Source organism: Methylobacterium aquaticum (genome assembly GCF_001043915.1).
Taxonomy (GTDB): domain Bacteria; phylum Pseudomonadota; class Alphaproteobacteria; order Rhizobiales; family Beijerinckiaceae; genus Methylobacterium; species Methylobacterium aquaticum.
Genome location: NZ_LABX01000187.1, coordinates 1 through 26,630, shown reverse-complemented (window position 1 = coordinate 26,630; position 26,630 = coordinate 1). Strand labels below are relative to the sequence as shown.

Sequence of the window (26,630 nt, the reverse complement as noted above, 5' to 3'; positions counted from 1 at the left end):
CGCAGACAATGCGGCAAAATCAAAGGCCGAGAGCGCTGCCCGATGGCAACGTGATCGGGCAGCGCTCTTGGGGATTCATGCCATTCATCTTAGAACTAACAGATTGAGATAGCGTGCACTTTCCCTTCTCCTGCGATCCCCGCAAGCCCGGCACTGTCGGGAGAGGGGATCGCGCGCCTCTTCCCGCGTCCCGGCTGCACCACCGGATCCAGCCCGCTTTGACAGAATGTCGCGGCGCCTTGTGCAGTGCGCTCGGACACCCCACTGTTCCGCTCCGTGACCGATCGTCTTTGGACATCTCTCGTGCGTTTCTGCGCGACGGCTCTTCTCGGCCTGGGCTTCGCCTTTCTGGCGATGTCGGCGGCAGATGCCGCGGGCGGCCGTCCCGAGCCTGTCCTGCGCGCCAGCCATGTCGCCTCGCCGATGGCGGCGCTCCACGCGCATTGGGTCAAGATCCCGGCCTGCACCCTCACGGCGGGCGGCGTCGACAATCCGCGCCCGGACGAGAGCGGCGCGGCAAGTCCGAATCTCGCCTGCCCGTGCGAGAAGCCGACGGCGGGGGTCGCCACGCTCACGCCCCCGAGCCGCCTCGGTGCCCTGGTCCAGGCCGGCGCCGCCCTGCCTGAGCGACCGCCGAAGACCCGCGTCTGACGGGCGGCGGGTTCCTTCCCTAGCGCAAGCGGATCCTCCGTCACATCTCCGCCTCGGAAGCCTGCGAGCCTCGAAGCTCGCCGCTGCCCTTGGCCGCAGCGCCAATGCGCGCATCCGAGGCTCGCCCGACGGCGAGCCCCGCCTCGACCTTTGCCCGGATGCCCGGCGGCGCGACGCGCCCCGGCCGCTCCCCATCGCGCAGGAAAGACCGACCCGTGAACCAACGCCGCCGCATCCTCCTCGGAGCGACCGCCCTCTTCCTCGGGCTCGCCGCCTGCAAGCCGGCCCAGCAGGCCGCCGCCCCCGCGGCCCCGGCCGCCCCGCCGGAAGTCTCGATCGTGACGGTCAGGCACCAGCCGATCCCCTACGAGCGCGACCTGCCCGGGCGCGCCGCGCCGACCCGCATCGCCGAGGTGCGCGCCCGCGTCGCCGGCCTCGTCATCAAGCGCACCTTCGAGCAGGGCAGCTTGGTCAAGGAAGGCGACATCCTCTACAAGATCGACCCGATGCCGTTCCGGGCCGACCTCGCCAGCGCCGAGGCGACGCTCGCCAAGGCGGAGGCCGCCCTGGTGCTGGCCCGCCAGCAGGCCGAGCGCCTGGAAACCCTGTTGTCCCGCCAGACGGCGAGCCAGGCCCAGTACGACGCCGCCTTCGCGGGCCAGAAGCAGGCCGAGGCCGAGGTCGCCGGTGCCAAGGCGGCCCGCGACCGGGCCCAGCTCAACCTCGGCTATACGGATGTGCGCGCGCCGATCTCGGGCCGTATCGGCCGGGCCCTGGTCACGGAAGGTGCCCTCGTCGAGCAGGGCGCCGCCAGCAACCTGGCGACGATCCAGCAGCTCGACCCGATCTATGTCGACATCACCCAGTCGGTCGGCGAGCTGAACAAGCTGCGCCGGGACCTGGCGAGCGGCGAACTCGACCGCCTCGCCCCCGACGTGGCGAGCGTGCGCGTCATCATGGACGACGGCTCGCTCTATCCCGAGCCCGGCCGGCTGCTGTTCTCCGACGTGACCGCGGATCCGAGCACCGGCCAGGTGACCCTGCGCGCCGTGGTGCCGAACCCGCACGGCGAACTCTTTCCCGGCATGTATGTCCGCGCCCGGATCAAGCAGGGCATCGATTCCGACGCCATCGCGGTGCCGCAGCAGGCGGTGCATCGCTCCAACGACGGCCGGGCCCAGGTCTGGCTCGTCGGTTCCGACCAGAAGGTGGTGCTCCAGCCGGTCGAGGTCGGCCCGGTGGTCGAGGGCCAGTGGGTCATCCGCGACGGGCTGAAGGAGGGCGACCGGGTCGTCGCCGAAGGCTTCCAGAAGATCGTCGCCGGCACCCAGGTCGCGGCGGTGCCGTTCGAGACCACCACGGTCGCGTCGGCGGCGGCGGGCGCTCACCCTGCCCCCGCCTCGACCGAACAGCGCTGAGGAGGACACCACCTTGGCGAGCTTCTTCATCGACCGGCCGGTTTTCGCCTGGGTCGTCGCGCTGTTCATCTGCTTGGGCGGCGTGTTGACGATCCCGATGCTGCCGGTGGCGCAATACCCGATCATCGCGCCGCCCTCGATCGCCCTCTCCACCGCCTTCCCGGGCGCCTCGGTGGAGGACCTCTATACCGGCACGACGCGCCTCATCGAGGATGAGCTGAACGGCGCGGCCAACATCCAGAGCTTCGAATCGGCGAGCGATTCGTTCGGCGTCGTCGAGATCACGGCGAATTTCGAGCCCGGCACCGATCCGGGCTATGCCGGCGTCGAGGTGCAGAACCGCTTGAAGCGCGTCGAGGCGCGGCTGCCCGCGGAAGTGCGCCAGCAGGGCATCCTGGTCGAGGAAGCCTCGGCGGCGACCCTGAACATCATCACCCTCGTCTCCAAGGACGGGTCGATGGACGAGGTCGCGCTCGGCGACTTCCTGATCCGCAACGTCATCAACGAGATCCGCCGCATCCCGGGCGTCGGGCGCGCCACCCTGTACTCGACCGAGCGGTCGTTGCGGGTCTGGATCGACCCCGACAAGCTGCGCGGCCTGTCGCTCAACGCCTCCGACGTGACCCAGGCGATCACCCGCCAGAACGTCCAGATCGCGTCCGGCGCCGTCGGCGCCCAGCCGAGCCCGGAGACCCACGCGGTCAACTACCCGATCGTCGTCAAGGGCCAGATGCGGGCGCCGGAGGAATTCGGCGCGGTGGTGCTGCGGGCCAATCCCGATGGCTCAACCGTGCGCCTGCGCGACGTCGCCCGGATCGAGCTGGGCGGCGAGGATTACAAGTTCACCACCCGGCTCAATGGCGGGCCGGCCGCCGGCATCTCGGTGACCCTCGCCCCCGACGGCAACGCGCTCGACACCGCCAAGGCGATCCGCGCCAAGATGGTGGAGCTGTCCCAGTTCTTCCCCGACACGGTGAAGTGGGACATCCCCTACGACATCACCCCGGCCGTCGAGGCGTCGATCGAGAAGGTGCTGCACACCCTCGTCGAGGCGGTGGTGCTGGTGTTCATCGTGATGTTCCTGTTCCTCCAGAACATCCGCTACACCCTGATCCCGACGATCGTGGTGCCGATCGCCTTGCTCGGCACCTGCACGATCATGCTGCTCGCCGGGTTCTCGATCAACGTGCTGACGATGTTCGGCATGGTGCTGGCGATCGGCATCCTGGTCGACGACGCGATCGTGGTGGTCGAGAACGTCGAGCGGATCATGTCCGAGGAGGGCCTGTCGCCCAAGGAGGCGACCCGCAAGGCGATGGGCCAGATCACCGGCGCGATCATCGGCATCACGCTGGTGCTCGTCGCGGTGTTCATCCCGATGGCGTTCTTCCCCGGCTCGGTCGGCATCATCTACCGCCAGTTCTCGATCGCGATGGTGACCTCGATCGCCTTCTCGGCCTTCCTGGCGCTCTCGCTGACGCCGGCGCTGTGCGCCACGCTGCTCAAGCCCGTCGAGCCCGGCCATCACCACGCCAAGCGCGGCTTCTTCGGCTGGTTCAACCGCATCGTCGACCGCGAGACGGCGCGCTATGGCCGCGGCGTGGCCTGGGCGGTGAAGAAGTCCGGCCGGATGATGGTGGTCTACCTGATCCTGGTCGCGGGCGTCGCCTACGCCTTCGCGCGCCTGCCCGAGGGCTTCCTGCCGGTCGAGGACCAGGGCTTCTTCACCGTCGACATCCAGACCCCGCCGGGCTCCTCGTTCAACCGCACGCTGGCGGCGGTGAAGAAGACCGAGGAGCACCTCTTGGCCCAGCCGGGCGTGGCGACCGTGACGATCGTCAACGGCTTCTCGTTCTCAGGGCAAGGCCAGATGACCTCGCAGGCGTTCGTCACGCTCAAGCCGTGGTCGGAGCGTGGCAAGGACCAGTCGGCGGCGGCCCTCGTCGCCGGCACCAACAAGGCGATGGCGAGCTACCGCGACGCGGTGATCCAGGCGCTGGAGCCGCCGCCGATCGACAACCTCGGCAACGCCTCGGGCTTCAGCTTCCGCCTCCAGGACCGGGCCCAGAAGGGCTACGCGGCCCTGATGGCGGCGCAGGAGCAGTTGCTGGCGATCGCCCGCAAGAGCCCGATCCTCAAGAACGTCTATGTCGAGGGCCTGCCGCCCGCGCCGCAGGCGGAACTGGTGATCGACCGCGAGAAGGCAGCGGCGCTCGGCGTCAACTTCGCCGACATCAACGACACCATCCAGGTCAACCTCGGCTCGGTCTACACCAACGACTTCCCCAACCGGGGCAAGATGCAGCGGGTGATCGTCCAGGCCGAGGACGGCCAGCGCCTCAACGCCACCGACCTGCTGAATTACGGCGTCAAGAACCACCTCGGCACGATGGTGCCGATGTCGTCCTTCGCCCACCTGAAATGGAGCGTCGGTCCGGCCCAGATCATCGGCTTCAACGGCTACCAGTCGGTCCGCATCACCGGTGAGCCGGCGGCGGGCTTCACCTCGGGCGAGGCGATCGCCGAGATGGAGCGGCTGATGACCCAGCTGCCGAAGGGCTTCGGCTATACCTGGACCGGGCAGTCGCTCCAGGAGAAACAGGCTGGCTCGCAGGCAACGCTGCTGCTCGCCCTCTCGGTGCTGATCGTGTTCCTGTGCCTGGCCGCGCTCTACGAGAGCTGGTCGATCCCGCTCGCGGTGATGCTGGTCATCCCGCTCGGCGTGATCGGGTCGGTCGCCGGCGTGCTCATCCGGGACATGCCCAACGACGTGTACTTCAAGATCGGGCTCATCACGATCATCGGCCTGTCGGCCAAGAACGCGATCCTGATCATCGAGTTCGCGCGCGAACTCTGGAAGCCGGGCACCAAACTGGTCCCGGCCACGGTCGAAGCCTCGCGCCTGCGCTTCCGCCCGATCGTCATGACCTCCCTCGCCTTCATCTTCGGTGTCGTGCCGCTTGCCATCGCGACCGGCGCGGCCTCGAAGAGCCAGCAGGCGATCGGCACCGGCGTGATGGGCGGCATGATCTCCGCCACCGTGCTGGCGGTGATCCTGGTCCCGGTCTTCTTCGTCGTCGCGATGCGGTTCTTCCAGAGGAAGCGCGTCAGGGAGGAGAACCTCGACGCGGCGCCGGAGGCGGTTCAGGCACCGGAGCCGGCGCGGGACCACGCGCATAGCCACTGACATGGATCGCCACTGACATGGGTGTGCGGGCCGGCCTCCGGGGCCGGCCCCCGCGTCCCTGGCCCTTCGAGGATGTCGCCGTGACCGTCCCGGCCGGAGACGACCGGCGGCACGTCATCCAGATCCGTTCGCGTGGCGACCATCGCACTAGGCGCGAGGGTCACGGAAGGTGCGGCGGTCCCTCGGTCATGATGGCCTCCTCTCCGGGCCCGGCAGATCCACGCGCGCGGGTGCCGGGCCGGCCGGTTCCTCAACGCTCAGGCCTCTGCCGCGCCGAGACGCGGCCGCCATTCAGCCGGCGCAGCGACACCTGCAAGCGGGCCTCCGACGCCTTGATCTCGTCGAGGGCGCGGTGGGTGTAGTGGATATGCGCTTCGGCCGCATCGCCGGCCTCCTCCACCTTCCCGGCCATCACGCTCTCGTAGATCGCCCGGTGCTGCGCGCGCAGCTGGTCGCGCGTCTCGGGGCGTGAGAACAGCAACTCGCGGTTCTCGATCACGCCCTGGCGCAGCATGCCCGACAGGGCGCGCATCGTGTGCAGGACGACGAGGTTGTGGCTCGCCTCGTAGACCGCGATGTGCAGGTCGACATCCGCATCCGCCTCGTCGCGCTGCACGCCGCTCTCGTGGGCGCGGTCGATGCGCTCCATGCAGGCGGTCAGCCGCTCGCGGTCGACCTCGTTCGCCCGCGCGGCGGCGAGGCGCGCCGCCATCCGTTCGGTCGTCGCCCGGAACTCCAGGTAATCGTCCACGACCTCGGCATGCGAGGCGATGAGCGCGATCAGCGGATCGGTGATCTCGCGGCCGAGGGAGGCGACCGAGCGCCCGGCCGGCGTCGAGACGAGGAGGCCCTCGTCCTCCAGAATCTTGATGCCCTGGCGCAGGGTCGGCCGGGACACGTTGAGCTGCACCGCCAGGTCGCGCTCGGGCAGCAGGAGATCGCCCGGGCTGAGGGCGCCTTCGAGGATCAGGTCCTTGAGGTGGCGGGCCGTGCTCTCGGCGACGCTCGCACCCTTGATCGGCTCCGACTCCATCTCGTGCTCCCCGATGCAGGCCCCCGATGCATCACACCGGCCGCCGGACCTTAGCGCGGGCAACCGCGATGTCCAGTTGACGTGCTTGGTAAAATCATTTTACCAAGATCATGCCAGTGGCTCATTGAGGAAGCCAGGGCTTCGATTGCGGATCGGCGAGAACGGCCCCGGGTCCCTGCGCGTATGCCACGCGCTCAGGGACGACGATGGAGGCTGCCCGGTCGCCGCACCGATCGAACCATGCACCGGGAGGACGACGCCGTGAGTTGGAACCAAGTCTATGATCCGCTGTCGAACACGCTGTGGTCGACGGCGCTGGCGGCTTTGCCGATCGCGGTGCTGCTCGGCGGCATCGGCCTCCTGCACCTGAAGGCGCATGTCGCGGCGCTCCTCGGGCTCGTCGTGGCCCTCTGCGTGGCGGTGCTCGGCTTCGGGATGCCAGCCCCGATGGCGGGCGCCACGGCGGTCTACGGCGCCGCCTTCGGGCTCCTGCCGATCGGCTGGATCATCCTGAACGTGATCTTCCTCTACCGGCTGACCGAGCGCACCGGGCAGTTCGACATCCTGCGGGACTCGATCGCCGGCATCACCCCGGACCGGCGCCTCCAGCTCCTGTTCATCGCCTTCTCGTTCGGCGCCTTCTTCGAGGGCGCGGCGGGGTTCGGCACCCCGGTGGCGGTGACGGCCGCCATGCTGATGGGCCTTGGCTTCACGCCACTCGCGGCGGCCGGCCTCTCGCTCATCGCCAACACCGCGCCCGTCGCCTACGGGGCGCTGGGCGCGCCCGTGATCGCGCTCGCCGCCGTCACCGGCCTCGACCTGATCGAGCTGTCCGCGATGATCGGGCGGCAGCTGCCGTTCTTCTCGCTCCTCGTGCCGTTCTGGCTGATCTGGGCCTTCGCCGGCCGCAGGGGCATGCTGGAGGTGTGGCCGGCGCTGCTGGTCGCCGGCCTCGCCTTCGCGGTCCCGCAATACCTCGTCTCCAACTTCCACGGGCCGTGGCTCGTCGACGTGGTCGCGGCGATCTCCTCGATGGCGGCGCTCGCGGGCTTCCTGCGGGTCTGGAAGCCGGCCCGGATCTGGACGGCCACCGATGTCGAGGCGCAGGAAGCCCCGGCCGTGGCGCGGCGGACCCACGGCACCGGCGCCGTGTTCCGGGCCTGGCTGCCCTGGCTCATCCTCTCGGTGTTCGTCTTCGCCTGGGGCACGCCGCAATTCCGCGTCTGGCTCGACGCGCTCTGGGTCTGGAAGATGCCGGTCCCCTACCTGCACAACCTCGTGGTCAAGGTGCCGCCGGTCGTCGCCCAAGCCCATAGCGAGGCGGCGATCTACACGCTCAACCTGCTTTCGGCGACCGGCACCGGCATCCTGCTCTCGGCGATCGTCGGCGGCCTGATCCTCGGCTTCGGCCCGGTCAAGCTCGTGCGGGAATACGGCCGCACCGCCTGGCTCGTGCGCTACTCGCTCGTCACCATCTCGGCGATGCTGGCGCTGGGCTACGTCACCAAGTATTCGGGCACCGACGCCACGCTCGGCCTCGCCTTCGCCCGGACGGGCTGGATCTACCCCTTCTTCGGGGCCATGCTCGGCTGGCTCGGCGTCGCGCTGACCGGCTCGGACACCGCCTCGAACGTGCTGTTCGGCGGGTTGCAGAAGATCACGGCGGAGCAGCTCGGCCTGTCGCCGGTCCTGATGGCCGCCTCCAACTCCTCCGGCGGCGTGATGGGCAAGATGATCGACGCGCAATCGATCGTCGTCGCCTCCACGGCGACGCAGTGGTATGGCGGCGAGGCGAAGATCCTGCGCTACGTCTTCTTCCACTCGATCGCGCTCGCCGGCCTCGTCGGCCTCCTGGTGATGCTGCAAGCCTACGTGCCGCCCTTCACCGCGATGGTGCCGCACGCGGCGGTCCCGGCCATCACCCATTGAGGCCATCGGGCTGGGGGCGGATGCCCGCTCCCGGCCCTCCCCCGTTCGATGCCTGCGGCGGCGCCGTGCGCCCGCGGAGACCCGAGATGCGATTGAAGAGCTGCCACAGCTTCCACGATTTCCGGCGCATGGCGAAAGCGCGACTGCCCGGACCGATCTTCGACTACATCGACGGCGGCGCCGACGACGAGGTCACCTACCGCCGCAACACGACCGCCTTCGAACGCTGCGACCTGGTGCCCAACGTCCTGCGCGGCGTAGGCGAGATCGACATGTCGGTGACGGTCATGGGCCAGCGCCTCGCCCTGCCGGTCTATTGCTCGCCGACCGCTCTCCAGCGGCTCTTCCATCACCAGGGCGAGCGCGCCGTCGCGGCGGCGGCCGGCAAGTACGGGACGATGTTCGGCGTCTCCTCCCTCGGGACGGTGAGCCTGGAGGAGGCGCGCCGGATCAGCGGCGGTCCCCAGGTCTACCAGTTCTACTTCCACAAGGACCGCGGCCTGAACCGCGCGATGATGGCCCGCGCCAAGGAGGCGGGCATCGAGGTCATGATGCTGACCGTCGACAGCATCACCGGCGGCAACCGCGAGCGCGACAAGCGGACGGGCTTCTCGATCCCGTTCCGTCTCACCCTCGCGGGAATGATGCAGTTCGCGCTGAAACCCGCCTGGGCGATCAACTACCTGACCCACGAGAGCTTCACGCTGCCGCAGCTCGACGGCCACGTCGATCTGGGCGGCGGCGCGCTGTCGATCAGCCGCTATTTCACCGAGATGCTCGATCCCAGCCTGTCCTGGGACGACGTCGCCGCGATGGTGCGGGACTGGGGCGGCCAGTTCTGCCTGAAGGGCGTGATGTCGGTGGAGGATGCCCGGCGCGCGGTCGAGATCGGCTGCACCGGCATCATCCTGTCGAATCATGGCGGCCGGCAGCTCGACGGGTCGCGCACGGCCTTCGACCAGCTTGCCGAGATCGTAGACGCGGTCGGCGACCGGATCGACGTGATCATGGATGGCGGCGTGCAGCGCGGCACCCACGTGCTGAAGGCGCTGTCACTGGGGGCGAAGGCCGTCGGACTCGGCCGCTACTACCTGTTCCCGCTCGTCGCCGCCGGCCAGGCCGGCGTGGAACGGGCGCTCGACTTGATGCGGACCGAGATCGAGCGGGACATGCGGCTGATGGGATGCGCCTCAATCGACCAGCTCACGCGGGCCAACCTGCGCTTCTCCTGATGCCGGCTGCGTCGGCCGGGCGCCTAGAGCACGCCCCGATTGCAACCTGGTCGGGAAGTGCTCTGATCTCATGGCTCCGACCTGATGAGGCCGACGGCCGAAGTGATTCAGGCAAAGATTTCTATGTTCGGTTCCATTTCATAGAGTCTGTCTGGAAATATATTGAATTCCGATAGAGAATCCGCATCATGATGCGGACGGAGGAAAGACGCAGGATAGCCAGGATATTGTGGCAGTCAGGAGGAATAGATTGCCCCGCTGTGTCTTGCTTTGCTTGGGTGCGAGGCGCTGCAAGTCATTCGCGCTGCCCGATGCGATGCCTTTGACGCCGTCGATGGTGTCAATCCGCTCACGTCAGGGCGACTCCGCGAACCAGACCACAGATCAGGGTGTCAATCCATTTTTCTATAATACTGATAGATGGTGAGGGCGTCTCCATCACCTCGGGCTCGGCACCCTTGCGGAGGGGGACATGCCGAACCGCATCGCCCCGGCGGCCGAGTACCAGTTCGGGCGCGTCTGCCAGCTCGTCGTGGCCGCGACCCTCCAGGTCATCCGGGACGAGAAGGAACCGACCGCGCTTCTCCAGGGCCACTTCGCCCTGGCGGACACCACAACTGATTCCGGGCCCGGGACAACAACCTCATGAACCCATTCCTCGTGGACGACTGGGCGGCGCTGCCGGCCGGTTCGTTCCTCGGCGTCGAGCCCGCCGGGAGCCGGAGGATTGACCCGCGACCTCGAGCCGCTGGCCTGGAGACGTCCGCCCCGTCATGGCGGCCGCGATCTCAGGCGCGGGCGATCTCCCGCGAGAGCCTCCGTCCTCCGACGAGGGGAGGCTCGTCACCGTCGCGTTCGGACACGGGGTCGGTGCGTCACGCCTTCTCGCCGATGAGCTGCGCGACCTGGCGCAACGCCAGCAGATAGCCCTGCGTGCCGAGGCCTGCGATCACCCCGTCGGCGCGCAGCGAGACGTAGGAATGGTGGCGGAAGGATTCGCGCTTGTGCACGTTCGAGATGTGCACCTCGATCACCGGCCCCTCGAAGGTATTGAGCGCGTCGAGGATCGCCACCGAGGTGTGAGTGAAGGCCGCCGGGTTGATGACGAGGCCGCCGGCGGTCTCGCGCGCCTCGTGGATCCAGTCGATGATCTCATATTCGCGGTTCGACTGGTGGAAACGGATCTCCACGCCCAGCTCGCCGGCGAGCGCCCGGCAGGATGCTTCGACGTCGGCGAGCGTTTCGCTGCCGTAGATGTGCGGCTGGCGCTTGCCGAGCAGGTTCAGGTTCGGGCCGTTCAGCACGGTGACGAGGCGGCTCATGTCGGGGCTCCTTGGCCGGGCACGGGGACATGCGTTAGGCGCCGCTCTGCCGCCTCCCGTCAACCGCCGCATCAGAGCCGGACGGTATCGCCACGATAGGCGAACGGCATTGGCCCGCGGGGGGCCGCTGCGGCGATGATCCTCCTCGACGACGCGGGACATCCGGTCCCGCTCCCCTCAAGGACCCGCTTCCAATGCGCAGCCTTTTTCTCGCCGGTGTCGTGCTCGCCGCCTTCTCGACCGGATCCGCCCATGCCTGGACCCAGTCTCTGCTGCATCCCGAGAGCCGCGACGAGGCCGTCGTGGTCGCGATGCCCGCACCCCCGTCCTATGCCGGCTACGGCGAGGCCGGTGCCCGGTCGGCGCGGCGGGCGCCCCCGGCGGTGCGCAGCACGGTCGCGCCGGTGCGGCCCTCCGACCCGCCGGCCTGGCCGTCCTGCCCGTGGTGCTGACGGAGCGTCGTGGCCTCGTTCCCGATCGGCCTCCGCAATGCTAGCCTCAGGACCGTCCCCGGCAGCGGGGCCGTTCGGTGCGAGGCCGATGCTGCGGGGGACGACCATGGAGATGCACCAGATCCGCTACTTCCTCGCGTTGTGCGAGGAGCACAACTTCACCCGGGCGGCCCAGGCCTGCAACGTCACCCAGCCCTCCCTCACCCGGGCGATCCATTTCCTGGAAGAGGAGCTGGGCGGCGCCCTGTTCCACCGCGAGCGCACGGGCACGCAGCTCTCGGAACTGGGCCGCACCGTCCGGCCCTACCTGGAGGAGGTCTACGCCAAGGCGCAGGCCGCCCAGGCCCAGGCCCGCGCCTTCGGCCGCCAGCGCCGCACCCGCCTGACCCTTGGGGTGATGTGCACGATCCAGCCCGATGCCCTCGTCGGGCTCATCGGTGGCCTCCGGTCGCGCCACCCGGATCTCGAGCTCGACATCGTCGATGCGAGCGCTGGGGCTCTCGAGGAACGTCTGCTGGCGGGCTCGCTGGAGGTCGCGCTCTATTGCCTTCCGGGCCGCGAGCCCGATCCGCGGCTCCACCTCCTCCCGTTGTTCCGCGAGCCGATGGTGATCGCGGTGGAGCCTGGCCACCCGCTCGCCGCCCTCGCGGCCATCCGCCCACAGGATCTCAGCGGCCAGCACTACGTGCAGCGCCTCAATTGCGAGTTCCGCGGCGTCGCCGGCCCGATCTGGGAGGCGCAGGGCTGCAAAGACTGCGAGACGATCTACCGGAGCGAGCGCGACGACTGGATCCTGGCGATGATCGCCTCAGGCCTCGGCTTCGGCTTCATGCCGCGCTCTTGCGTGACCCATCCCGGGGTGGTCGCCCGCCCGCTGGTCGAGCCGGACTTCTCGCGCGAGGTCAACCTCGTCACCGTCCGCGGCCGGCCGCACGCCCCGGCGGTCGGCGCGCTCTTGCGCGAGGCGATGCGGACGGAGTGGTTCGGCGCGCCGGCCCTCGCGACCGAGCGGGTGCGGGGCGGTGAGGGCTGACGCCGCCTGCCGGGGTCGGTCACGGACTCGCCCGGGGTCATTCGTGCAGGTCCCACGTCACGGTCCTGACGATCCCGGTGTCCGCCCAGGCCCCACGGTCCTTGAAAATTAGAAAAATGTCGAGCTGAGGTGCGGCCAACCGCAGCCTCGAAGGAGGGTTTCATACCATCGGCCCAAGATGCTGACGCACCGGGCCGATCAACCATCTCAAATTTTCGATAATAAGACAAAGAATTAGCGAAAATTGGAGAGCGGAACCAACGGTCGGTTTCTTTCGAACTTTGGTGCTGCTCATCGAAATCGTCTTGAAAAAACTCTCGGAGGCGGCGGTCGAACGCCGCCTCCTGCTTCACCGCTTGCGGTAATACTGATCGATGCTCACCGCCCCCAGCAGCACCAGCCCCTTGATGACCTGCTGGTAGTCGATGCCGATGCCAAGGATCGACATGCCGTTGTTCATCACGCCCATGATCAGCGCGCCGACCACCGCGCCGGTGACCTTGCCGACGCCGCCCGAGGCCGAGGCGCCGCCGATGAAGCAGGCGGCGATCACGTCGAGTTCGAAGCCGAGGCCCGCCTTCGGCGTCGCGGTGTTGAGGCGGGCGGCGAAGATCAGGCCGGCGAGCGCGGCGAGCACCCCCATGTTGACGAAGGTGAGGAAGGTCAGGCGCTCGGTGTTGATGCCGGAGAGCTTGGCCGCCTTCTCGTTGCCGCCGAGCGCGTAGATGCGCCGGCCGATCACCGTCCGGCTGGTGACGAAGCGGTAGAGCAGGATCAGCGCGAACATCACGATCAGCACGTTCGGCAGGCCGCGATAGGTGGCAAGCCAGGTGCTGAAGGCGACGATCACCGCCGCCACGAGCGCGTTCTTGAGCGCGAAGGCGCCGATCGGCTCCGCCGTGAAGCCCTGGCGCTGCTGGCCCAGCCGCCGGCGCAGGTTCGAGCCGACGAGGATGACGGCCAGCGCGACGCCCACCAGCACCGAGGTGATGCGCAGCGGGCCGCCGGTGACGATGTCCGGGATGAAGCCGGAGCTGAGCTTCTGGAAGTCCGGCGGGAACGGCCCGACCGACTGGCCGGCGAGCAGCGCCAGGGTCAGGCCCTTGAACACCAGCATGCCGGCGAGCGTCACGATGAAGGACGGGATGCGCAAGTAAGCCACCCACCATCCTTGCGCCGCGCCGATGACCCCGCCGGCGACGAGGCACAGCACCGTGGCGAGCAGGGGAGGCAGGCCCATCTGCACCATCAGGACCGCGGCGAGCGCCCCGATGAAGCCCGCGGTCGAGCCGACCGACAGGTCGATATGCCCGGCGACGATGACCAGCAGCATGCCGAGCGCCATCACCACGATGTAGCTGTTCTGCAACACCAGGTTGGTGAGGTTGAGCGGGCGCAGGAGCGCCCCGTCGGTGAAGACCTGGAAGAAGATGACGATGCCGACGAGGCACAGGATCATGCCATAATCGCGCAGCGAGCCGGAGAAGGCTTTTGCGTTGAGGCCCGCAAGGGCCGGGGGGCGCGGCGCCTGCTGGACGGGAGTGGCGGTGTCGCTCATGGCTGTCTTATCCTCCCGAGGTGACGATGGCCCGCATGATCGCCTCCTGTGAGGCTTGCGCCGCGGGGAGTTCGCCGACGATGCGGCCGCGGTTCATGACCAGGATGCGGTCGCACATCCCCAAAAGCTCCGGCATCTCCGACGAGATGATCAGCACGCCCTTCCCCTGCCGGGCGAGGTCGTTGATGATCGCGTAGATCTCGTATTTGGCGCCGACATCGATGCCGCGGGTCGGCTCGTCGAGGATCAGCACGTCCGGATCGGCGAAGAGCCACTTGCTCAGCACGACCTTCTGCTGGTTGCCGCCCGACAGGTTCACCGTGGCCTGGTCGATGCCCGACGAGCGGATGCGCAGGCGCTCGCGGTAGCGTTCCGCCACCGCCCGATCCCGGTCCTCGTCGATGACGCCGCGTGCCGCGACGCCCGCGAGATTGGCCAGCGACACGTTGGTGCGGATGTCCTCGTGCAGGACGAGGCCGTAGCCCTTGCGGTCCTCGGTGGCGTAGGCGAGGCCGGCCCGGATCGCCGCCTCGACGCTGCCGAGATCGGCGGGTTGGCCCCGCAACCGCGCCTGGCCGGCGACGCGCTGGCCGTAGGCGCCGCCGAACAGGCTCATGGCGAACTCGGTCCGCCCGGCCCCGAGGAGCCCCGCCATGCCGACGACCTCGCCGCGGCGGACCGTCAGGCTCACATCCTGCACCGCCAGCCGGTCGGGGTGGAGCGGGTGGCGCACGCTCCAGCCCGTCACCTCCAAGAGCGGCTCGCCGATCGTGACGCCCTCCCGCGGCGGATAGCGGTGGGCGAGGTCGCGCCCGACCATGCCCTTGATGATCCGGTCCTCGTTCAGATTGCCGTCCGGCCCCAGCATCGCCTCCCTGGCCAGGGTCTCGACGCTGGCGCCGTCGCGCAGGATCGTGACGCTGTCGGCGACCCGGGCGATCTCGTTGAGCTTGTGCGAGATCAGGATCGAGGTGATGCCCTGATCGCGGAATGCCTCCAGCAGGGTGAGGAGCGCGGCGCTGTCGCTCTCGTTGAGCGAGGCGGTCGGCTCGTCGAGGATGAGGAGCCGCACCCGCTTCGACAACGCCTTGGCGATCTCGACGAGCTGCTGCTTGCCGACGCCGAGATCGGTCACCAGCGTTTCGGGCGCCTCGTCGAGGCCGACCCGGGCCAGCAGGTCGCGGGTGCGCGCCATGGCGAGCGGCCAGTCGATCACCCCGAAGCGCGACGCCGCCTCGTTGCCCAGGAAGATGTTTTCCGCGATCGACAAGAGCGGCACCAGGGCGAGTTCCTGGTGGATGATGATGATGCCGAGCGCCTCGCTGTCCGGGATGCCGGAGAAAAGCCGCTCCTCGCCGTCGAACAGGATGTGGCCGTCATAGGAGCCGGCGGGGTAGACCCCGCTCAGCACCTTCATCAGGGTCGACTTCCCGGCCCCGTTCTCGCCGCAGACGGCGTGGATCTCGCCGGCGCGGACGGCGAGGGTGACGTTGTCGAGCGCCTTCACGCCCGGGAACGCCTTGGTGATGCCGCGCATCTCCAGGATCGGGGATGCGCTCGGCGCCGCGCGCGGGGCCGGGGACGCCGCCATCACTTGACCTGCTGGGCCTTGTAATAGCCGCTCTCGACCAGAACCTTTTCCCAGTTCGATCTGTCGACCGTCACCGGCTTGAGCAGATAGGATGGCACCACCTTGACGCCGTTGTTGTAGGTCTTGGTGTCGTTGACCTGGACCTGCCCGCCGGTCGAGATCGCGTCGACCATGTCGCTCGTCACCTTGGCGAGCTCGCGGGTGTCCTTGAACACCGTCATGCTCTGGTCGCCGCGGATGATCGCCTTGACGGAGGGAATCTCGGCGTCCTGGCCGGTGATCACCGGCATCGGCTGGTCGGACGAGCCGTAGCCGACTCCTTTCAGCGACGAGATGATGCCGATCGAGATGCCGTCATAGGGCGACAGGACCGCGTCGAGGCGCTTGGTGCCGTAGAAGGCGGAGAGCAGGTTGTCCATCCGGGCCTGGGCCGCCGCGCCGTCCCAGCGCAGGGTCGAGACCTTGTCCATCCCGAGCTGCTTGCTCGGCACGCTCAGCTTGCCCGCATCGATGTAGGGCTTCAGCACCGACATCGCGCCGTCGTAGAAGAAATAGGCATTGTTGTCGTCCGGCGAGCCGCCGAACAGCTCGATGGTGAACGGGCCCTTGCCGTCCTTGAGGCCGAGCTTGTCGACGATGTAGCTGCCTTGCAGCACACCGACCTGGAAGTTGTCGAAGGTGGCGTAGTAATCGATGGTCTTCGATCCGCGGATCAGGCGGTCATAGGCGACGACCTTGATGCCACGGTCGCTCGCCTGTTGCAGCACGTCGGACAGGGTGGTGCCGTCGATCGCGGCGATCACCAGCACCTTGGCGCCGGTGGCGATCATGTTCTCGATCTGCGACAGCTGGTTGGGGATCTCGTCCTCGGCATATTGCAGGTCGGGGGTGTAGCCCTTGGCCTTGAGCGCCTGGACCAGGCCCTGGCCGTCGGCGATCCAGCGCGCCGACGACTTGGTCGGCATCGAGACGCCGATCTTGCCCTTCGGCTGGGCTTGGGCCGGTGTTGCGAGCATCGCGGCAGCCATCAGGGCTCCGCCGACGAGGGCGACGAACGACGTCATGGTTCCTCCCAAATCCCCGCATCTTGGTCGCGCGGGGCTGCCGGTGAGTCGTGCCCGGCAGGATGGCATCCTGCCAGTCTGCCGGGGGTGAGTGTCTGTCGTGTGGCTGGCAGGTGGGACGGCCCGCGACGTCTGCCCGGGAGCCCCAACGGCCAACCGTGAAGGACATGGCGCCGATTTCGCCTCTCCCTGCGGGCGGGGAGAGGGTCACGCGCCCTTTGTCGGGGTCGTGACGAGCGGAGGCGCAGCCCGAGCGAGGGTGAGGGGGTGATGCCGGAGGAGCCTCATCCGGAGATACCCCCTCACCCTCGCCCTATCGGCTCGCCGTGTCTTCTGGACGGCGACACGGCCCTCTTCCCACCCGCGGGGAGAGAAGAAACCCCGCGCCATGACCGGCTTCCGACAGACCTGCGGAAGCCGGCCCTCCTCTCACACCCATCCACCATCCACCACGTAATGCTGGTTGGTGCAGGCCCCGGCCTCCTCCGAGGCGAGGAACACCGCGAAGCGGGCGACATCCGCCGGCACCAGCTTGCGCTTGAGGCACTGACGGGCATTGATCTCGGCGTCGGATTCCGGCGTCACCCAGAGGGCGAGCTGGCGCTCGGTCATGATCCAGCCCGGCGCCAGGGCGTTGACGCGGATGTTGAAGGGGCCGAAATCGCGGGCGAGCGAGCGGGTGAGCCCGATCACCCCCGACTTGCAGGCGGTGTAGGCGGCCATGCCGCCCTGGCCGATCATCCACGACACCGAGCCGAAATTGACGATCGCGCCGCCGCCCTTCGCCTTCATGTCGGGCAGGACGGCCTGGGCGGCGAAGAACTGGTGCTTCAGGTTCACGGCGATGCGGCCGTCCCAATACGCCTCCGTCACCTCCTCGGTGGCGTGACGCTCGTCATGGGCGGCGTTGTTCATCAGCACGTCGACCGGGCCGAAGCGGTCGCGGATGCGGCCGATCGCGGCCTGGAGCGCAGGAATGTCGGTGACGTCGGCATGCTCGAAGGCGACCGCGAGGCCCTCCTCCGCCAGTTCGGAGGCCAGGGCCCGCGAGGGCGCGTCCGCAATGTCCAGGAAACCGACCCGGGCCTTCTGCCGGGCGAAGTGCCGGACCAGCTCCGCCCCGATGCCGGAGCCGCCGCCCGTCACCACCACGACCTTGCCCGCAAGGTCCGGATAGAGTGCCGCCACCGCTTCCTCCCTGAAGCCCGCCGGTCCGCTCGACGCACTGAAAATCATTTAATATGACTATTCCAGTGGCCTGGCCCTTATCGCGGAATCCTGACCCCCGGGCAAGAGGCGAAACGCGGTGGGAGGATGCAACCTTGGATGAAAGCGGCGTCGCGATCGTGCCTCTGCCGGGGCCGGGCCATGCCCGGGTGGCCCGGGCGCTCGGCACCGGCATCGTCGCCGGTCATTTTCCCGAAGGCGCCGTGCTCCCTGGCGAGCCGACGCTGCTCGCGCGCTTCGGCGTGTCGCGCACGGTCCTGCGCGAGGCGGTCAAGACCCTGTCGGGCAAGGGGCTGCTGGAGGCCCGCACCCGTGTCGGCACCCGGGTGCGCGAGCGGGCGGCCTGGAACCTGTTCGACCGCGACGTGCTCGCCTGGACCCTCGATGCCGGGATCGATCGGCGCTTCCTGCACGACCTCGCCGAGATCCGCCTGGCGATCGAACCGGCGGCGGCGGCGCTCGCCGCCGAGCGCCGGACCGACGGCGACATCGACATCCTCGACGCCTGCGTCGCCGCGATGCGCGCGGCGCCGGGCCTCGACCCGGCCTTCGCCAGCGCCGACCTCGCCTTCCACCTCGCGCTGGCCGATGCCTCCGGCAACGTCTTCATGCATTCCGTCGGCGCCGTGACCGAGGCCGCCCTCGACGTGGTCTTCCGGATGAGCCGGCCGACCGACCCGCAGGCGCACGAGACCTCCTGGCGCGCCCACGCGGCGATCGCGGCGGCGATCCGCGCCGGCGACCCCGCGGCCGCCGCGACGGCGACCGAGGTGGTGGTGCGCGACGGGCTGCGGAATGGCGCCGCGGCAGTGGAGACCACCGGTTCCGCGCCCTACCCTTGTGCTGGCCCGATCCGGTCGGAAGCCGGTTCCGTGAGGAAGCGTCCATGAGCCCCCGAGATCCGAGCACCCGTGGCCCCGTCCCGGTCGGGACGATGCCGGACGGCAGCCCGATCCTCGAAGCGCGGCTGGAGGGCGACGGGCTCGGCGTGGCGATCCTGAGCCTCGGGGCGGTGCTCCGCCGGCTCGACTTCCAGGGCCGCCCGATGGTGCTCGGGCGCGACGATCCTCACGACTACGTGGCGAGGACCCCGCAATGCGGGGCGATCGTCGGCCGCTTCGCCAACCGCATCGCGGGCGGGCGCTTCAGCCTCGACGGCACGGCCTACCAGCTTCCCCGCAACGAGGCCGGCCGCGCCCACCTGCATGGCGGCGCGGAGGGCTTTTCCCGCCGCAACTGGACCTTCACGGAGGTGGGCCCGCGCAGCGTGACCCTCGCCTACCGGGCCGAGGACGGCGAGGAAGGCTATCCGGGCGCCCTCGGTGTCGCCTGCACCTACGCGATCACCGGCCCCGGCACCTTGCGCATCACCCTGACGGCGACGACCGACAAGCCGACCGTCGTGAACCTGACGAACCACAGCTACTTCAACCTGACGCTGCCACCGGACGGCGTCCCGGCCTCGACGATCGACGACCATGTGATCGCGATCGCGGCCGAGTCCTACCTGCCGGTCGACGAGGGGCTGATCCCGACCGGCGAGGTTGCCCCGGTCGCCGGCACGCGCTTCGACCTGCGCCGCCCGACGCGGATCGGGACCCACGCCTTCGACCACGCCTTCGTGGTCGGACGCGAGACCATTGCGGAGCCCCGTCCCGTCGCCCGGGTCACCGCGGCGGGCAGCGACGTGACGCTGACGGTGCTCGCCACGGCGCCTGCGGTCCAGCTCTACGACGGTGCCCAGCTCGCCAGGGCGGGCCTGGGCTATGCCGCCCGCTCGGCCTTGTGCCTCGAACCCGAAGCCTATCCCGACGCACCCAACCATCCAGGCTTCCCGAGCGCCGTGTTGTGCCCAGGCGAGACCTACCGCCAGATCATCGCGTACCGCTTCACGACGGAGACGGCCCGATGAGCGGCTGGGCCGGACTCTTCTGCGACCACGCCTGCCTGCTCGGCGAGGGGCCGGCGGCGCATCCCGGCCTCGGCCGGCTCTACTGGCTCGACATCCTCGGCCGGCACCTGTGCGAGCGGCCGTTCTCGGGCGGCACCACCACCCTGCACGATCTGCCGGTGATGGCCTCGATGGTGGCGCGGGTCGACGACGCCACCCTGCTTCTGGGGGCCGAGGACGGGCTGTACCTGCGCGACATCGCCACCGGACGGATGCGGCGTCTGGTGCCGCTCGAGGCCGACCGGCCCGAGACCCGCTCCAATGACGGCCGGGTCCATCCGAGCGGGGCGCTCTGGCTCGGCACGATGGGCAAGCACGCCGAATCCGGGTTCGGCGCGATCTACTGGTTCTTCCGCGGCGAGGTCCGCACCCTGTTCTCCGGCCTGACCATCCCCAACGCCATCGCGTTCTCGGCCGATGGCACGCGCGCGATCTTCGCCGATTCGCAGGCCGGCACGATCTGGCGCGTCGCGACCGATCCGGCCACCGGCCTGCCCACCGGCGACCGCCGGGTCTTCGTGACCATTCCGCCCTCCGAGGGGGCGCCGGACGGCGCGGTGATCGACGAAGAGGGCCTGGTCTGGAACGCCCGCTGGGGCGGCGCCAGCCTCGATGCCTATGCGCCGGACGGGACGCGGGTGCGCAGCATCGCCCTGCCTGCCCGTCAGGTGACCTGCCCGGCCTTCATCGGGCCGGACGCCGACACCCTGGTGGTCACCTCGGCGACGGAAGGCATCGATCCGGACCGCACCGACGACCGCTTCGCCGGGCGGACGTTTACCGTCCCGGTGAAGGTGAAGGGGCGGTTCGAGCCGGTGGTGCGGGTGGCGTAGCGGGGCGGCATGAGGCAGGGGCCGGGCGTGCGCCGCGCGAGCGACGGCGATCCCTGGGGCATTGGCGGAGAGGATCGATCGCCGCCGATCGGCCATGCGATCTGTCGCTTTGAGCACCGCCCGATCACGTTGCAATCGGGCGGTGCTCCAGGCATTTGATTTTGCCGCATTTTCTACGACGAACCGGTATCCACTTCGTCGGAAAATGCTCTCAGCGGACGAAGCGTGGGCCTGTCAACGCAAGTCTGCTGAGATCGAGAAATCGTTTTATGCACTGATCGCCCAATGTCTACAGCGATCATGGCTGTTGAACACGACGACCGTCATGCCTCGTGAAACGTCGTGTAAACCTCGACCGGCTCCCGCTCCGCCCGTAACCGATTCACCGGCTCCTCCGGATCGGCGAAGCCCAGCGCCATCCCGCACACCACCATCTCGCTCTCCGGGATGCCGAGCTCTGCCCGCACCACCCCGGGATAGCTCGCGATCGCCGCCTGCGGACAGGTATCGAGGCCGCGGCCGCGGGCGGCGAGCATCAGGGTCTGGAGGAACATGCCGTAATCGAGCCAGCTGCCCTGCTCCAGGTCGCGGGCGATGGTGAAGACGAGGCCGATCGGCGCGCCGAAGAACGTGAAGTTGCGGCCCATCTGGCGCTTGGCGCCCGCCTTGTCGCCTTTTGCGATCCCGGCGAGCCCGTAGAGCTGCCAGCCGAGCGCCCGGCGCCGGCCGAGATACGGCTCGCGCCAGGTCACCGGATAGTACTCGTACTCGCGGGCCTCCGGCACGTCGTTGTCATGGGCGGCCGAGAGGGCACCGGTGAGGCGCCGCAGGGCGCTGCCCGTCACGACGTGGACCGTCCAGGGCTGGATGTTGCTGCCGCTCGGCGCCCGGCCGGCCAGCGCGATCAGGTCGCGGATCGTCGCCTCCGGTACCGGATCGGGCCGGAAACCCCGCACGCTGCGCCGGCTCGTGATCGCCGCGTCGACCGCGTTGCGCTCGGTCATGGCCGTCTCCCCCGTTCGGACCGTCTTCGGTGCGGCCGGCGCCTGTGGCGCGAACCACCCTAACCGCTCTGGCCTCGCGCGCTACCGCCAGCCGCGACCGCGGGGTCCTCGCGGGGACTTGAGAGCCAAGGGGCAGGCCGCCTGTCGCCTGGCGGCCTGCTTGCAGACCCCGACCGCGCCGACCGGCTTTCAGGCGTCTCGGTGGGCTTCGCTCTCGTCGATCAAGGCGACCGGCGTGCGACCCGACCGATGTGCGCCGTTACGCCGCCACCCGCGGCACCTCCTCCACCAGGGCGTCCGCCGGCCCGAAGAACTCATAGCGGATCCGCTCCGCCGGCACGCCGAGGCGGGCGAGGCCGTGGACCAGGCTGGCGAGGAAGGGCTTGGGGCCGCACAGGTAATAGGTCGCCTCCGCCGCCGGGGTATGGGCGACGAGCCATTCCGGCGTGATGCGGCCGATCGCGTCGTGATCGACGCCGAGCCGGTCCGTGGCCTCCGGCGCCTCGTAGACCGTGTGCAGGCGGAGCGCCGGGCGCTCGGCAGCGAATTGCCGGGCGCGCGCCGCCATGGCGTGGACCCGGCCGTTCAGCGCCCCGTGGACGTACCAGGTCGGCCGCTCCGGTGCCTCGGCATGGAGCGTCTCCAGCATGCTCATCATCGGGGTGAGGCCGACGCCGCCGCTCACCAGCACCACCGGTGCCGACGAGGCGCGGTCGAGCACGAAGTCGCCGGCGGGTGCCGCGATCGGCAGGACCATGCCGGGATGGGCCGCATCGTGCAGCCAGGACGAGACCAGGCCGGCCGGACGGCCGGGCGTCGCCTCGCGCTTGACGGTGATGCGGTAGGATCGGTCGTTCGGCGCGCAGGAGACCGAGTAGTTCCGCGTCGGCACGCCCTCGCCCGGCAGGTCGAACCGGATGCCGAGCGATTGGCCCGGCAGGTGGCGCAGCACCGGTCCACCATCGACCGGCACCAGCACGAAGGAGCGGATCGTCTCGCTCTCGATCGTCACGCTCTCGATCCGGACGTCGCGCCAGCCGGTCCAGCCGCCGGGCTGCGCCTCGTGATCGTGGTAGATCGCCGCCTCGCGATCGATCAGGATGTCGGCCAGGAACCAGTAGGCTTCGCCCCAGGCGGCGCCGATCTCCGGCGTCGCGGCCTCGCCCAGCACGTCCCGGATCGCCCCGAGCAACGCATCGGCGACGGCGTGGTAGTGGGCGGGCAGGATCGCCAGGGTGACATGCTTCTGGGCGATGCGCTCGACCGCGCTGGCCAGCGCGCCGAGGTTGTCGATGTTGCGCGCATAGGCCAGCACCGCATTGGCCAGGGCCTTGGGCTGCGATCCAGTCTCGCCGTGATGCGACTGGTTGAACAGGTCGCGGATCGCCGGATCCTCGAACAGGCGCTCATACATCCGGCGGGTGATCGCGAGGCCGTGGGCCTCGAGGGCGGGAATCGTGGCTTTGACGATGGCGATGGTGGCGGGGCTCAGCGGGGACGGCATGATGCGGCTCAATGGTCCGTTGGGCTCAAAAGGTGTATTTCACGCGAACCTTTTAGCGCGGCCGTTTGAAGGTGTATAGGAGTTACATGTTATGAGACGAGCGAGGCTCCCATGCGGCTGACGCGCTACACCGATTATGCGTTGCGCACGCTGCTCTATCTCGGCGCCAACGAGCCGCGGCAAAGCTCCATCGCCGAGATCGCCCGGGCCTACGGCATCTCCGAGAACCACCTGACCAAGGTGGTGCACCAGCTCGGCCGGCTCGGCCTGGTGCGGACGATCCGCGGCCGCGGCGGCGGCCTGCACCTGGCGCGTCCTCCGGGCGAGATCGTGATCGGGGCGGTGGTGCGGCTGACGGAGGAGGATCTGGCCCTGGTCGCGTGCTTCGGTGACGGCGGCTGCGCCATCACCCAGGCCTGCCGCCTGCGCCGTGCCCTCACCGAGGCGCTCAACGCCTTCCTGGCGGTGCTCGACGGCTACACCCTGGCGGACCTGCTGGCGGGAGGTGCGGCGCCGGATCTGGCGCGGCTGCTGGGCTTGCCAGGGCCGGGCGGTGAACGGGTGGGGGCCTGACGACCGACGGTCGTTCGGTCGACCGTCGGTTCCGCCCGCGACGGACCGCCAAGCCCACGATCCCGGAAGTCGGGGCCTGACATCGGAACCTGGAGACCGGGTCGACGGCCTCGTCGCGGATGAGGGGCCGCTACGGGCCCGCCGCCCGCCGCAGGCCGAGCCGCTCCAGCACCTGCCGGCCGATCAGCGGCGTGTAATGCAGGTTGTCGAGCCAGGCGGGCGTCGAGCCCCGGGCCGGATCGAACGGATAGGGATCCCCCAGGCCCGTGAGGTCGAGCACCGGCCGCCCATGGGCGGCGCAGAGCCGCATCACCGCCTCGCGCCACCGCGAGAGGTCGTCGGTCAGGCCGAGATCGGCCAGCACCCGCCGTTGCGCATCGCTCACCGGCGAGAGGTAGACCGTCAGGTCGAGGCCGGAGAGCCGGTCGAGGGCGAGGGCGAGACCCGCCAGGGTCTCGGGCCGGAACGGGGCCGTGCTGCGCCGGCGCGTGGCGTCGTTCTCCGCGGTCAGGGCCGCCGGAAGGGGTGGGGTGACGCGAAAGCCGGCCCTTGTCCAGGCCCCCGGATCATCGCCGCCCGCGACCGCCGCGAGCCGGCTGTCGGCGAGGGCGTAGCGGCCCAGCACGCTGCCCATCAGGGCCGCGAGCCGGCCGCTCGGGCCGGCCAGCGCGGCGTCGAGATGCACCGGCACGCTGGGCCGCGAGAACATGTAGTAATCCAGCCCGAGCGTCGCCCGGGCCGGGGCCCGGGAGGCGACGACCGCGGCGATCACCGGCAATTCCGTGGCGATGATCGCCGAGATGCCTGCATTGAAGACCCGGTCCGGCGCGACCGCGGTCACGTCGGCGGGATCGAGGCCGTGATACACCGTCGAGGAGCCGATCAGCGCGAGGTCGTAGGGGCGCGTCAGCGCCTGCAACACCTTGGCCCGGCGGGTTTGGCGATCGAGGAGGCGGCTGTTGCCGCCGGTCACCGCCCGCCAGGGGGGATCCTGGCGAAAGATCCAGTAGGCGTCGAACCAGATCACCCGCCCGGCCACCAGGGTGACGAGAAGCGCCAGGAGGCCGGCCGTCAGCGCGAGGAAGCGGCGGGAAGCGGCCTCAGAAGCGGGCATAGAGGAAGGCCTGGTTGGAATCGTTGCCGACCTGGAGCAGGATCGCGGCCAGCAGCAGGGCGGTCGCGGCGGCGGCGAAAGGCGTCGGGACCAGGCGCTCCACCGCCTCGCGGGCGGTGGGGCCGAGGATCGCCAGCGCCGCGGCGGCGGCGGCGAGGGGCCAGAACGCGGCGGTGCCTCCGGCCTCGGTGCCGAGGCCGAGGAGCCCGCGATAGACCGCAAGCGCCGTCGCAAAGTCCGGCGCCCGGAACGGCACCCAGGCGAGGCAGACGAAGGCAAGGGTCGCGAGAAACCCCGCCGCCGCCGGCAGGCGCAGGCCGGCGCGGCGCCACAGCACGTGCAGGCCGAGCGCGATCCCGTGCGCCGCCCCCCAGGCGACGAAGGTGAGTCCCGCCCCGTGCCAGAGCCCGCCGAGCGCCATGGTGGCGAAGAGCGCCAGGAGCTGGCGCGGGACGCCGTGCCGGCTGCCGCCGAGCGGGATGTAGAGGTAGTCGCGCAGGAAGAGCGACAGGGTGATGTGCCAGCGGCGCCAGAAATCCTGGATCGAGACCGCCCGGTAGGGCGCGCGAAAGTTCTCAGGCAGGACGATGCCGAACAGGAGCGCGAGGCCGAGCGCCATGTCGGTATAGCCCGAGAAATCGAAGTAGAGCTGGAGCGCATAGCCGATCGTCGCCTGCGCGGCGGTGGCGGCATCCGGCTGCCCGCCCGCGGCGGCGGCGGCCCAGAGCGGATCGACGCAGGCGCCCAGCCCGTCGCCGAGAAACACCTTCTTGGCGAGGCCGGCGGTCAGCAGCATCACGCCGCGGGCGGCGCTGTCGGCGGAAGGTGGCTCGGGCGCACGCAGCTGGGGGACGAGTTCGGACGCGCGCACCAGGGGGCCGGCGATCACGCGGGGGAAGAACGCCACATAGACGGCATATTCGGCGAGCGTCATCCGGTCGGCCGCGCCGCGCCGCAGGTCGACCAGGTAGGCGATGTGCTGGAAGGTGAAGAACGAAAGGCCGAGCGGCAGGGCCAGGGACACCTGCGGCAGATCCGCGCCGGTGACGGCGTCGGCCAGACCGGCGAAGAAGCCGAGATACTTGCAGACACCGAGCAGCCCGAGATCGACGACGATCGCCGCGGCGAGGAGTCCACTGCGCCCGCTGCGCCGATACGCTTCCCCGGCGAGCCAGTTGAGCGCAACCGAGCCGACGAGCAGCGGCACGACGCGCAGGTCCCACCAGCCGTAGAAGGCAAAGGACAGGCTGGCGAGCCAGGCGACGCGCCAGCCCGGCCGCCGGGCGACGCAGAGGGCATGCAGCCCGAGCGCCACCGGCAGGAACAGCAGGAGGAACGGCAGAGAGTTGAAAGGCATGCGGCGCTCGCCGGTCGTGCTTCGGCGTTAGGGCAAGTGCGACGCCAGGGAAAGCACCACGCGCGAGATTTCGTACCGGTGACGGCAGGGCCCCTGAGCTATTTGCACTCATTCCGCCTCCCGGAATGCGCCGTTTCGATCCTCGTTGCCGAGTAGGCGGCCGTGTAGCGCGGCGCCGGCGCAAGGGTTTCGTGCATTTCCGGGCGCCTCACGACCCTGCGGCACGATGGGAAGCCTGGCCGATTCTCGAAAGCATCTGTGGGAAATTCAGGGGTGACCGTGCGGCGGCGGGTTGAAACCGTGGCGCGCGGGCCGATATTGCGCCTAAGCCCGTCGAGCGGGCGTTTCGTTAGGATGTTTCTCCGTGTCACAAGAAGACTGGGTCCAGGAGGTCGATTTCGTCGCCCTCGCCGCCGATGTCGTATCGGCCTACGTCGCCAACAACTCCGTGCCCGCCGCCGACCTGGCCGGCCTGATCGGTGCCGTGCACACCGCCTTCGTCTCCCTCGGCCAGCCGGCCGCCGCCAAGGAGGCCGAGAAGCCGGTGCCGCTGATGCCGATCAAGAAGACGGTGACCCCGGACTACCTGATCAGCCT

At 69.5% G+C, this 26,630-nt stretch carries 22 protein-coding genes and 1 pseudogene; 13 read left to right on the top strand and 10 right to left on the bottom strand.

The features are described from left to right. Positions 1 to 303: 303 nt before the first annotated feature. The 3 genes from VP06_RS23145 (at position 304) to VP06_RS23130 (ending at position 5,256) form a co-directional block, all read left to right on the top strand. Entirely contained in the window at positions 304 to 651 is a 348-nt protein-coding gene (locus VP06_RS23145; RefSeq protein ID WP_053081997.1) for a hypothetical protein, read from the top strand. A gap of 158 nt (positions 652 to 809) precedes the next feature. Further along, positions 810 to 2,069, top strand: coding sequence for an efflux RND transporter periplasmic adaptor subunit (locus tag VP06_RS23135; RefSeq protein WP_082167571.1), 1,260 nt, complete (start codon positions 810 to 812; stop codon positions 2,067 to 2,069). Positions 2,070 to 2,082: 13 nt separating this feature from the next. After that, the gene (locus VP06_RS23130; RefSeq protein WP_048466150.1) at positions 2,083 to 5,256 is read left to right on the top strand and encodes an efflux RND transporter permease subunit; all 3,174 of its coding nucleotides are present in this window, start codon (positions 2,083 to 2,085) and stop codon (positions 5,254 to 5,256) included. A gap of 250 nt (positions 5,257 to 5,506) precedes the next feature. Here VP06_RS23130 and VP06_RS23125 read toward each other — a convergent pair whose 3' ends face one another. Next, positions 5,507 to 6,289 (bottom strand): FCD domain-containing protein, encoded by a 783-nt coding sequence (locus VP06_RS23125; protein WP_048466149.1) that lies wholly within the window; start codon positions 6,287 to 6,289, stop codon positions 5,507 to 5,509. Between the two features lie 261 nt (positions 6,290 to 6,550). Between VP06_RS23125 and VP06_RS23120 the strand changes: the two genes are divergently transcribed. The 3 genes from VP06_RS23120 (at position 6,551) to VP06_RS36565 (ending at position 10,099) form a co-directional block, all read left to right on the top strand. After that, entirely contained in the window at positions 6,551 to 8,218 is a 1,668-nt protein-coding gene (locus VP06_RS23120) for an L-lactate permease (RefSeq protein WP_048466152.1), read from the top strand. Positions 8,219 to 8,304: 86 nt separating this feature from the next. Then, positions 8,305 to 9,450, top strand: coding sequence for an alpha-hydroxy acid oxidase (locus tag VP06_RS23115; protein ID WP_048466148.1), 1,146 nt, complete (start codon positions 8,305 to 8,307; stop codon positions 9,448 to 9,450). 472 nt (positions 9,451 to 9,922) lie between these two features. Then, positions 9,923 to 10,099 carry a hypothetical protein gene (locus tag VP06_RS36565; RefSeq protein WP_156295730.1) on the top strand — a complete coding sequence of 59 codons (177 nt, stop codon included), beginning with the start codon at positions 9,923 to 9,925 and terminating at the stop codon, positions 10,097 to 10,099. A gap of 226 nt (positions 10,100 to 10,325) precedes the next feature. Here VP06_RS36565 and aroQ read toward each other — a convergent pair whose 3' ends face one another. Further along, entirely contained in the window at positions 10,326 to 10,772 is a 447-nt protein-coding gene (gene aroQ, locus VP06_RS23110; protein ID WP_048466147.1) for a type II 3-dehydroquinate dehydratase, read from the bottom strand. A 194-nt stretch (positions 10,773 to 10,966) separates the two neighbouring features. Here aroQ and VP06_RS23105 point away from each other — a divergent pair, with 194 nt between their 5' ends. Further along, entirely contained in the window at positions 10,967 to 11,224 is a 258-nt protein-coding gene (locus tag VP06_RS23105; RefSeq protein WP_048466146.1) for a hypothetical protein, read from the top strand. 88 nt (positions 11,225 to 11,312) lie between these two features. Beyond that, a complete protein-coding gene (locus VP06_RS23100) occupies positions 11,313 to 12,257 on the top strand; it encodes a LysR family transcriptional regulator (protein WP_245291281.1) in 945 nt (314 codons plus the stop codon). A 349-nt stretch (positions 12,258 to 12,606) separates the two neighbouring features. Here the strand turns inward: VP06_RS23100 and mmsB are convergent. From mmsB to VP06_RS23080, 4 genes and pseudogenes are all read right to left on the bottom strand, one after another. Next, a pseudogene (mmsB, locus tag VP06_RS23095) lies at positions 12,607 to 13,731 on the bottom strand (multiple monosaccharide ABC transporter permease); the annotation flags it as partial. A gap of 91 nt (positions 13,732 to 13,822) precedes the next feature. Continuing rightward, positions 13,823 to 15,406, bottom strand: coding sequence for a multiple monosaccharide ABC transporter ATP-binding protein (mmsA, locus tag VP06_RS23090; RefSeq protein ID WP_048466143.1), 1,584 nt, complete (start codon positions 15,404 to 15,406; stop codon positions 13,823 to 13,825). Continuing rightward, the gene (chvE, locus tag VP06_RS23085) at positions 15,406 to 16,470 is read right to left on the bottom strand and encodes a multiple monosaccharide ABC transporter substrate-binding protein (RefSeq protein ID WP_048466142.1); all 1,065 of its coding nucleotides are present in this window, start codon (positions 16,468 to 16,470) and stop codon (positions 15,406 to 15,408) included. The genes mmsA and chvE overlap by 1 nt, the downstream gene beginning before the upstream one ends. Positions 16,471 to 16,899: 429 nt before the next feature. Beyond that, entirely contained in the window at positions 16,900 to 17,658 is a 759-nt protein-coding gene (locus VP06_RS23080; protein WP_048466141.1) for an SDR family NAD(P)-dependent oxidoreductase, read from the bottom strand. A 134-nt stretch (positions 17,659 to 17,792) separates the two neighbouring features. On the opposite strand from VP06_RS23080, the gene VP06_RS23075 reads away from it, so the two are divergent. The 3 genes from VP06_RS23075 to VP06_RS23065 are packed head-to-tail and all read left to right on the top strand — an operon-like array spanning position 17,793 to position 20,481. Next, positions 17,793 to 18,587 (top strand): FadR/GntR family transcriptional regulator, encoded by a 795-nt coding sequence (locus VP06_RS23075; RefSeq protein WP_048466140.1) that lies wholly within the window; start codon positions 17,793 to 17,795, stop codon positions 18,585 to 18,587. Beyond that, positions 18,584 to 19,609, top strand: coding sequence for an aldose epimerase family protein (locus VP06_RS23070; protein WP_048466139.1), 1,026 nt, complete (start codon positions 18,584 to 18,586; stop codon positions 19,607 to 19,609). Before VP06_RS23075 ends, VP06_RS23070 begins: the two co-directional genes overlap by 4 nt. Then, positions 19,606 to 20,481, top strand: coding sequence for an SMP-30/gluconolactonase/LRE family protein (locus VP06_RS23065; RefSeq protein WP_048466138.1), 876 nt, complete (start codon positions 19,606 to 19,608; stop codon positions 20,479 to 20,481). The genes VP06_RS23070 and VP06_RS23065 overlap by 4 nt, the downstream gene beginning before the upstream one ends. Before the next feature lie 323 nt (positions 20,482 to 20,804). Here the strand turns inward: VP06_RS23065 and VP06_RS23060 are convergent, their stop codons facing one another. After that, positions 20,805 to 21,485 carry a nitroreductase gene (locus tag VP06_RS23060; RefSeq protein ID WP_048466137.1) on the bottom strand — a complete coding sequence of 227 codons (681 nt, stop codon included), beginning with the start codon at positions 21,483 to 21,485 and terminating at the stop codon, positions 20,805 to 20,807. 259 nt (positions 21,486 to 21,744) lie between these two features. Beyond that, positions 21,745 to 22,989 carry an NO-inducible flavohemoprotein gene (gene hmpA, locus VP06_RS23055; RefSeq protein ID WP_048466136.1) on the bottom strand — a complete coding sequence of 415 codons (1,245 nt, stop codon included), beginning with the start codon at positions 22,987 to 22,989 and terminating at the stop codon, positions 21,745 to 21,747. 111 nt (positions 22,990 to 23,100) lie between these two features. On the opposite strand from hmpA, the gene VP06_RS23050 reads away from it, so the two are divergent. Next, entirely contained in the window at positions 23,101 to 23,562 is a 462-nt protein-coding gene (locus tag VP06_RS23050; RefSeq protein WP_048466135.1) for an Rrf2 family transcriptional regulator, read from the top strand. A gap of 130 nt (positions 23,563 to 23,692) precedes the next feature. Here VP06_RS23050 and VP06_RS23045 read toward each other — a convergent pair whose 3' ends face one another. Together VP06_RS23045 and VP06_RS23040 are read right to left on the bottom strand one after the other, a co-directional pair. Next, the gene (locus tag VP06_RS23045; RefSeq protein ID WP_048466134.1) at positions 23,693 to 24,676 is read right to left on the bottom strand and encodes a hypothetical protein; all 984 of its coding nucleotides are present in this window, start codon (positions 24,674 to 24,676) and stop codon (positions 23,693 to 23,695) included. Then, the gene (locus tag VP06_RS23040; protein ID WP_048466133.1) at positions 24,663 to 26,033 is read right to left on the bottom strand and encodes an MBOAT family O-acyltransferase; all 1,371 of its coding nucleotides are present in this window, start codon (positions 26,031 to 26,033) and stop codon (positions 24,663 to 24,665) included. Before VP06_RS23040 ends, VP06_RS23045 begins: the two co-directional genes overlap by 14 nt. A 364-nt stretch (positions 26,034 to 26,397) precedes the next feature. Between VP06_RS23040 and VP06_RS23035 the strand changes: the two genes are divergently transcribed. Continuing rightward, positions 26,398 to 26,630, top strand: a 233-nt coding sequence (locus VP06_RS23035; protein ID WP_048466132.1) for a MucR family transcriptional regulator, incomplete at its 3' end; no start/stop codon positions are given.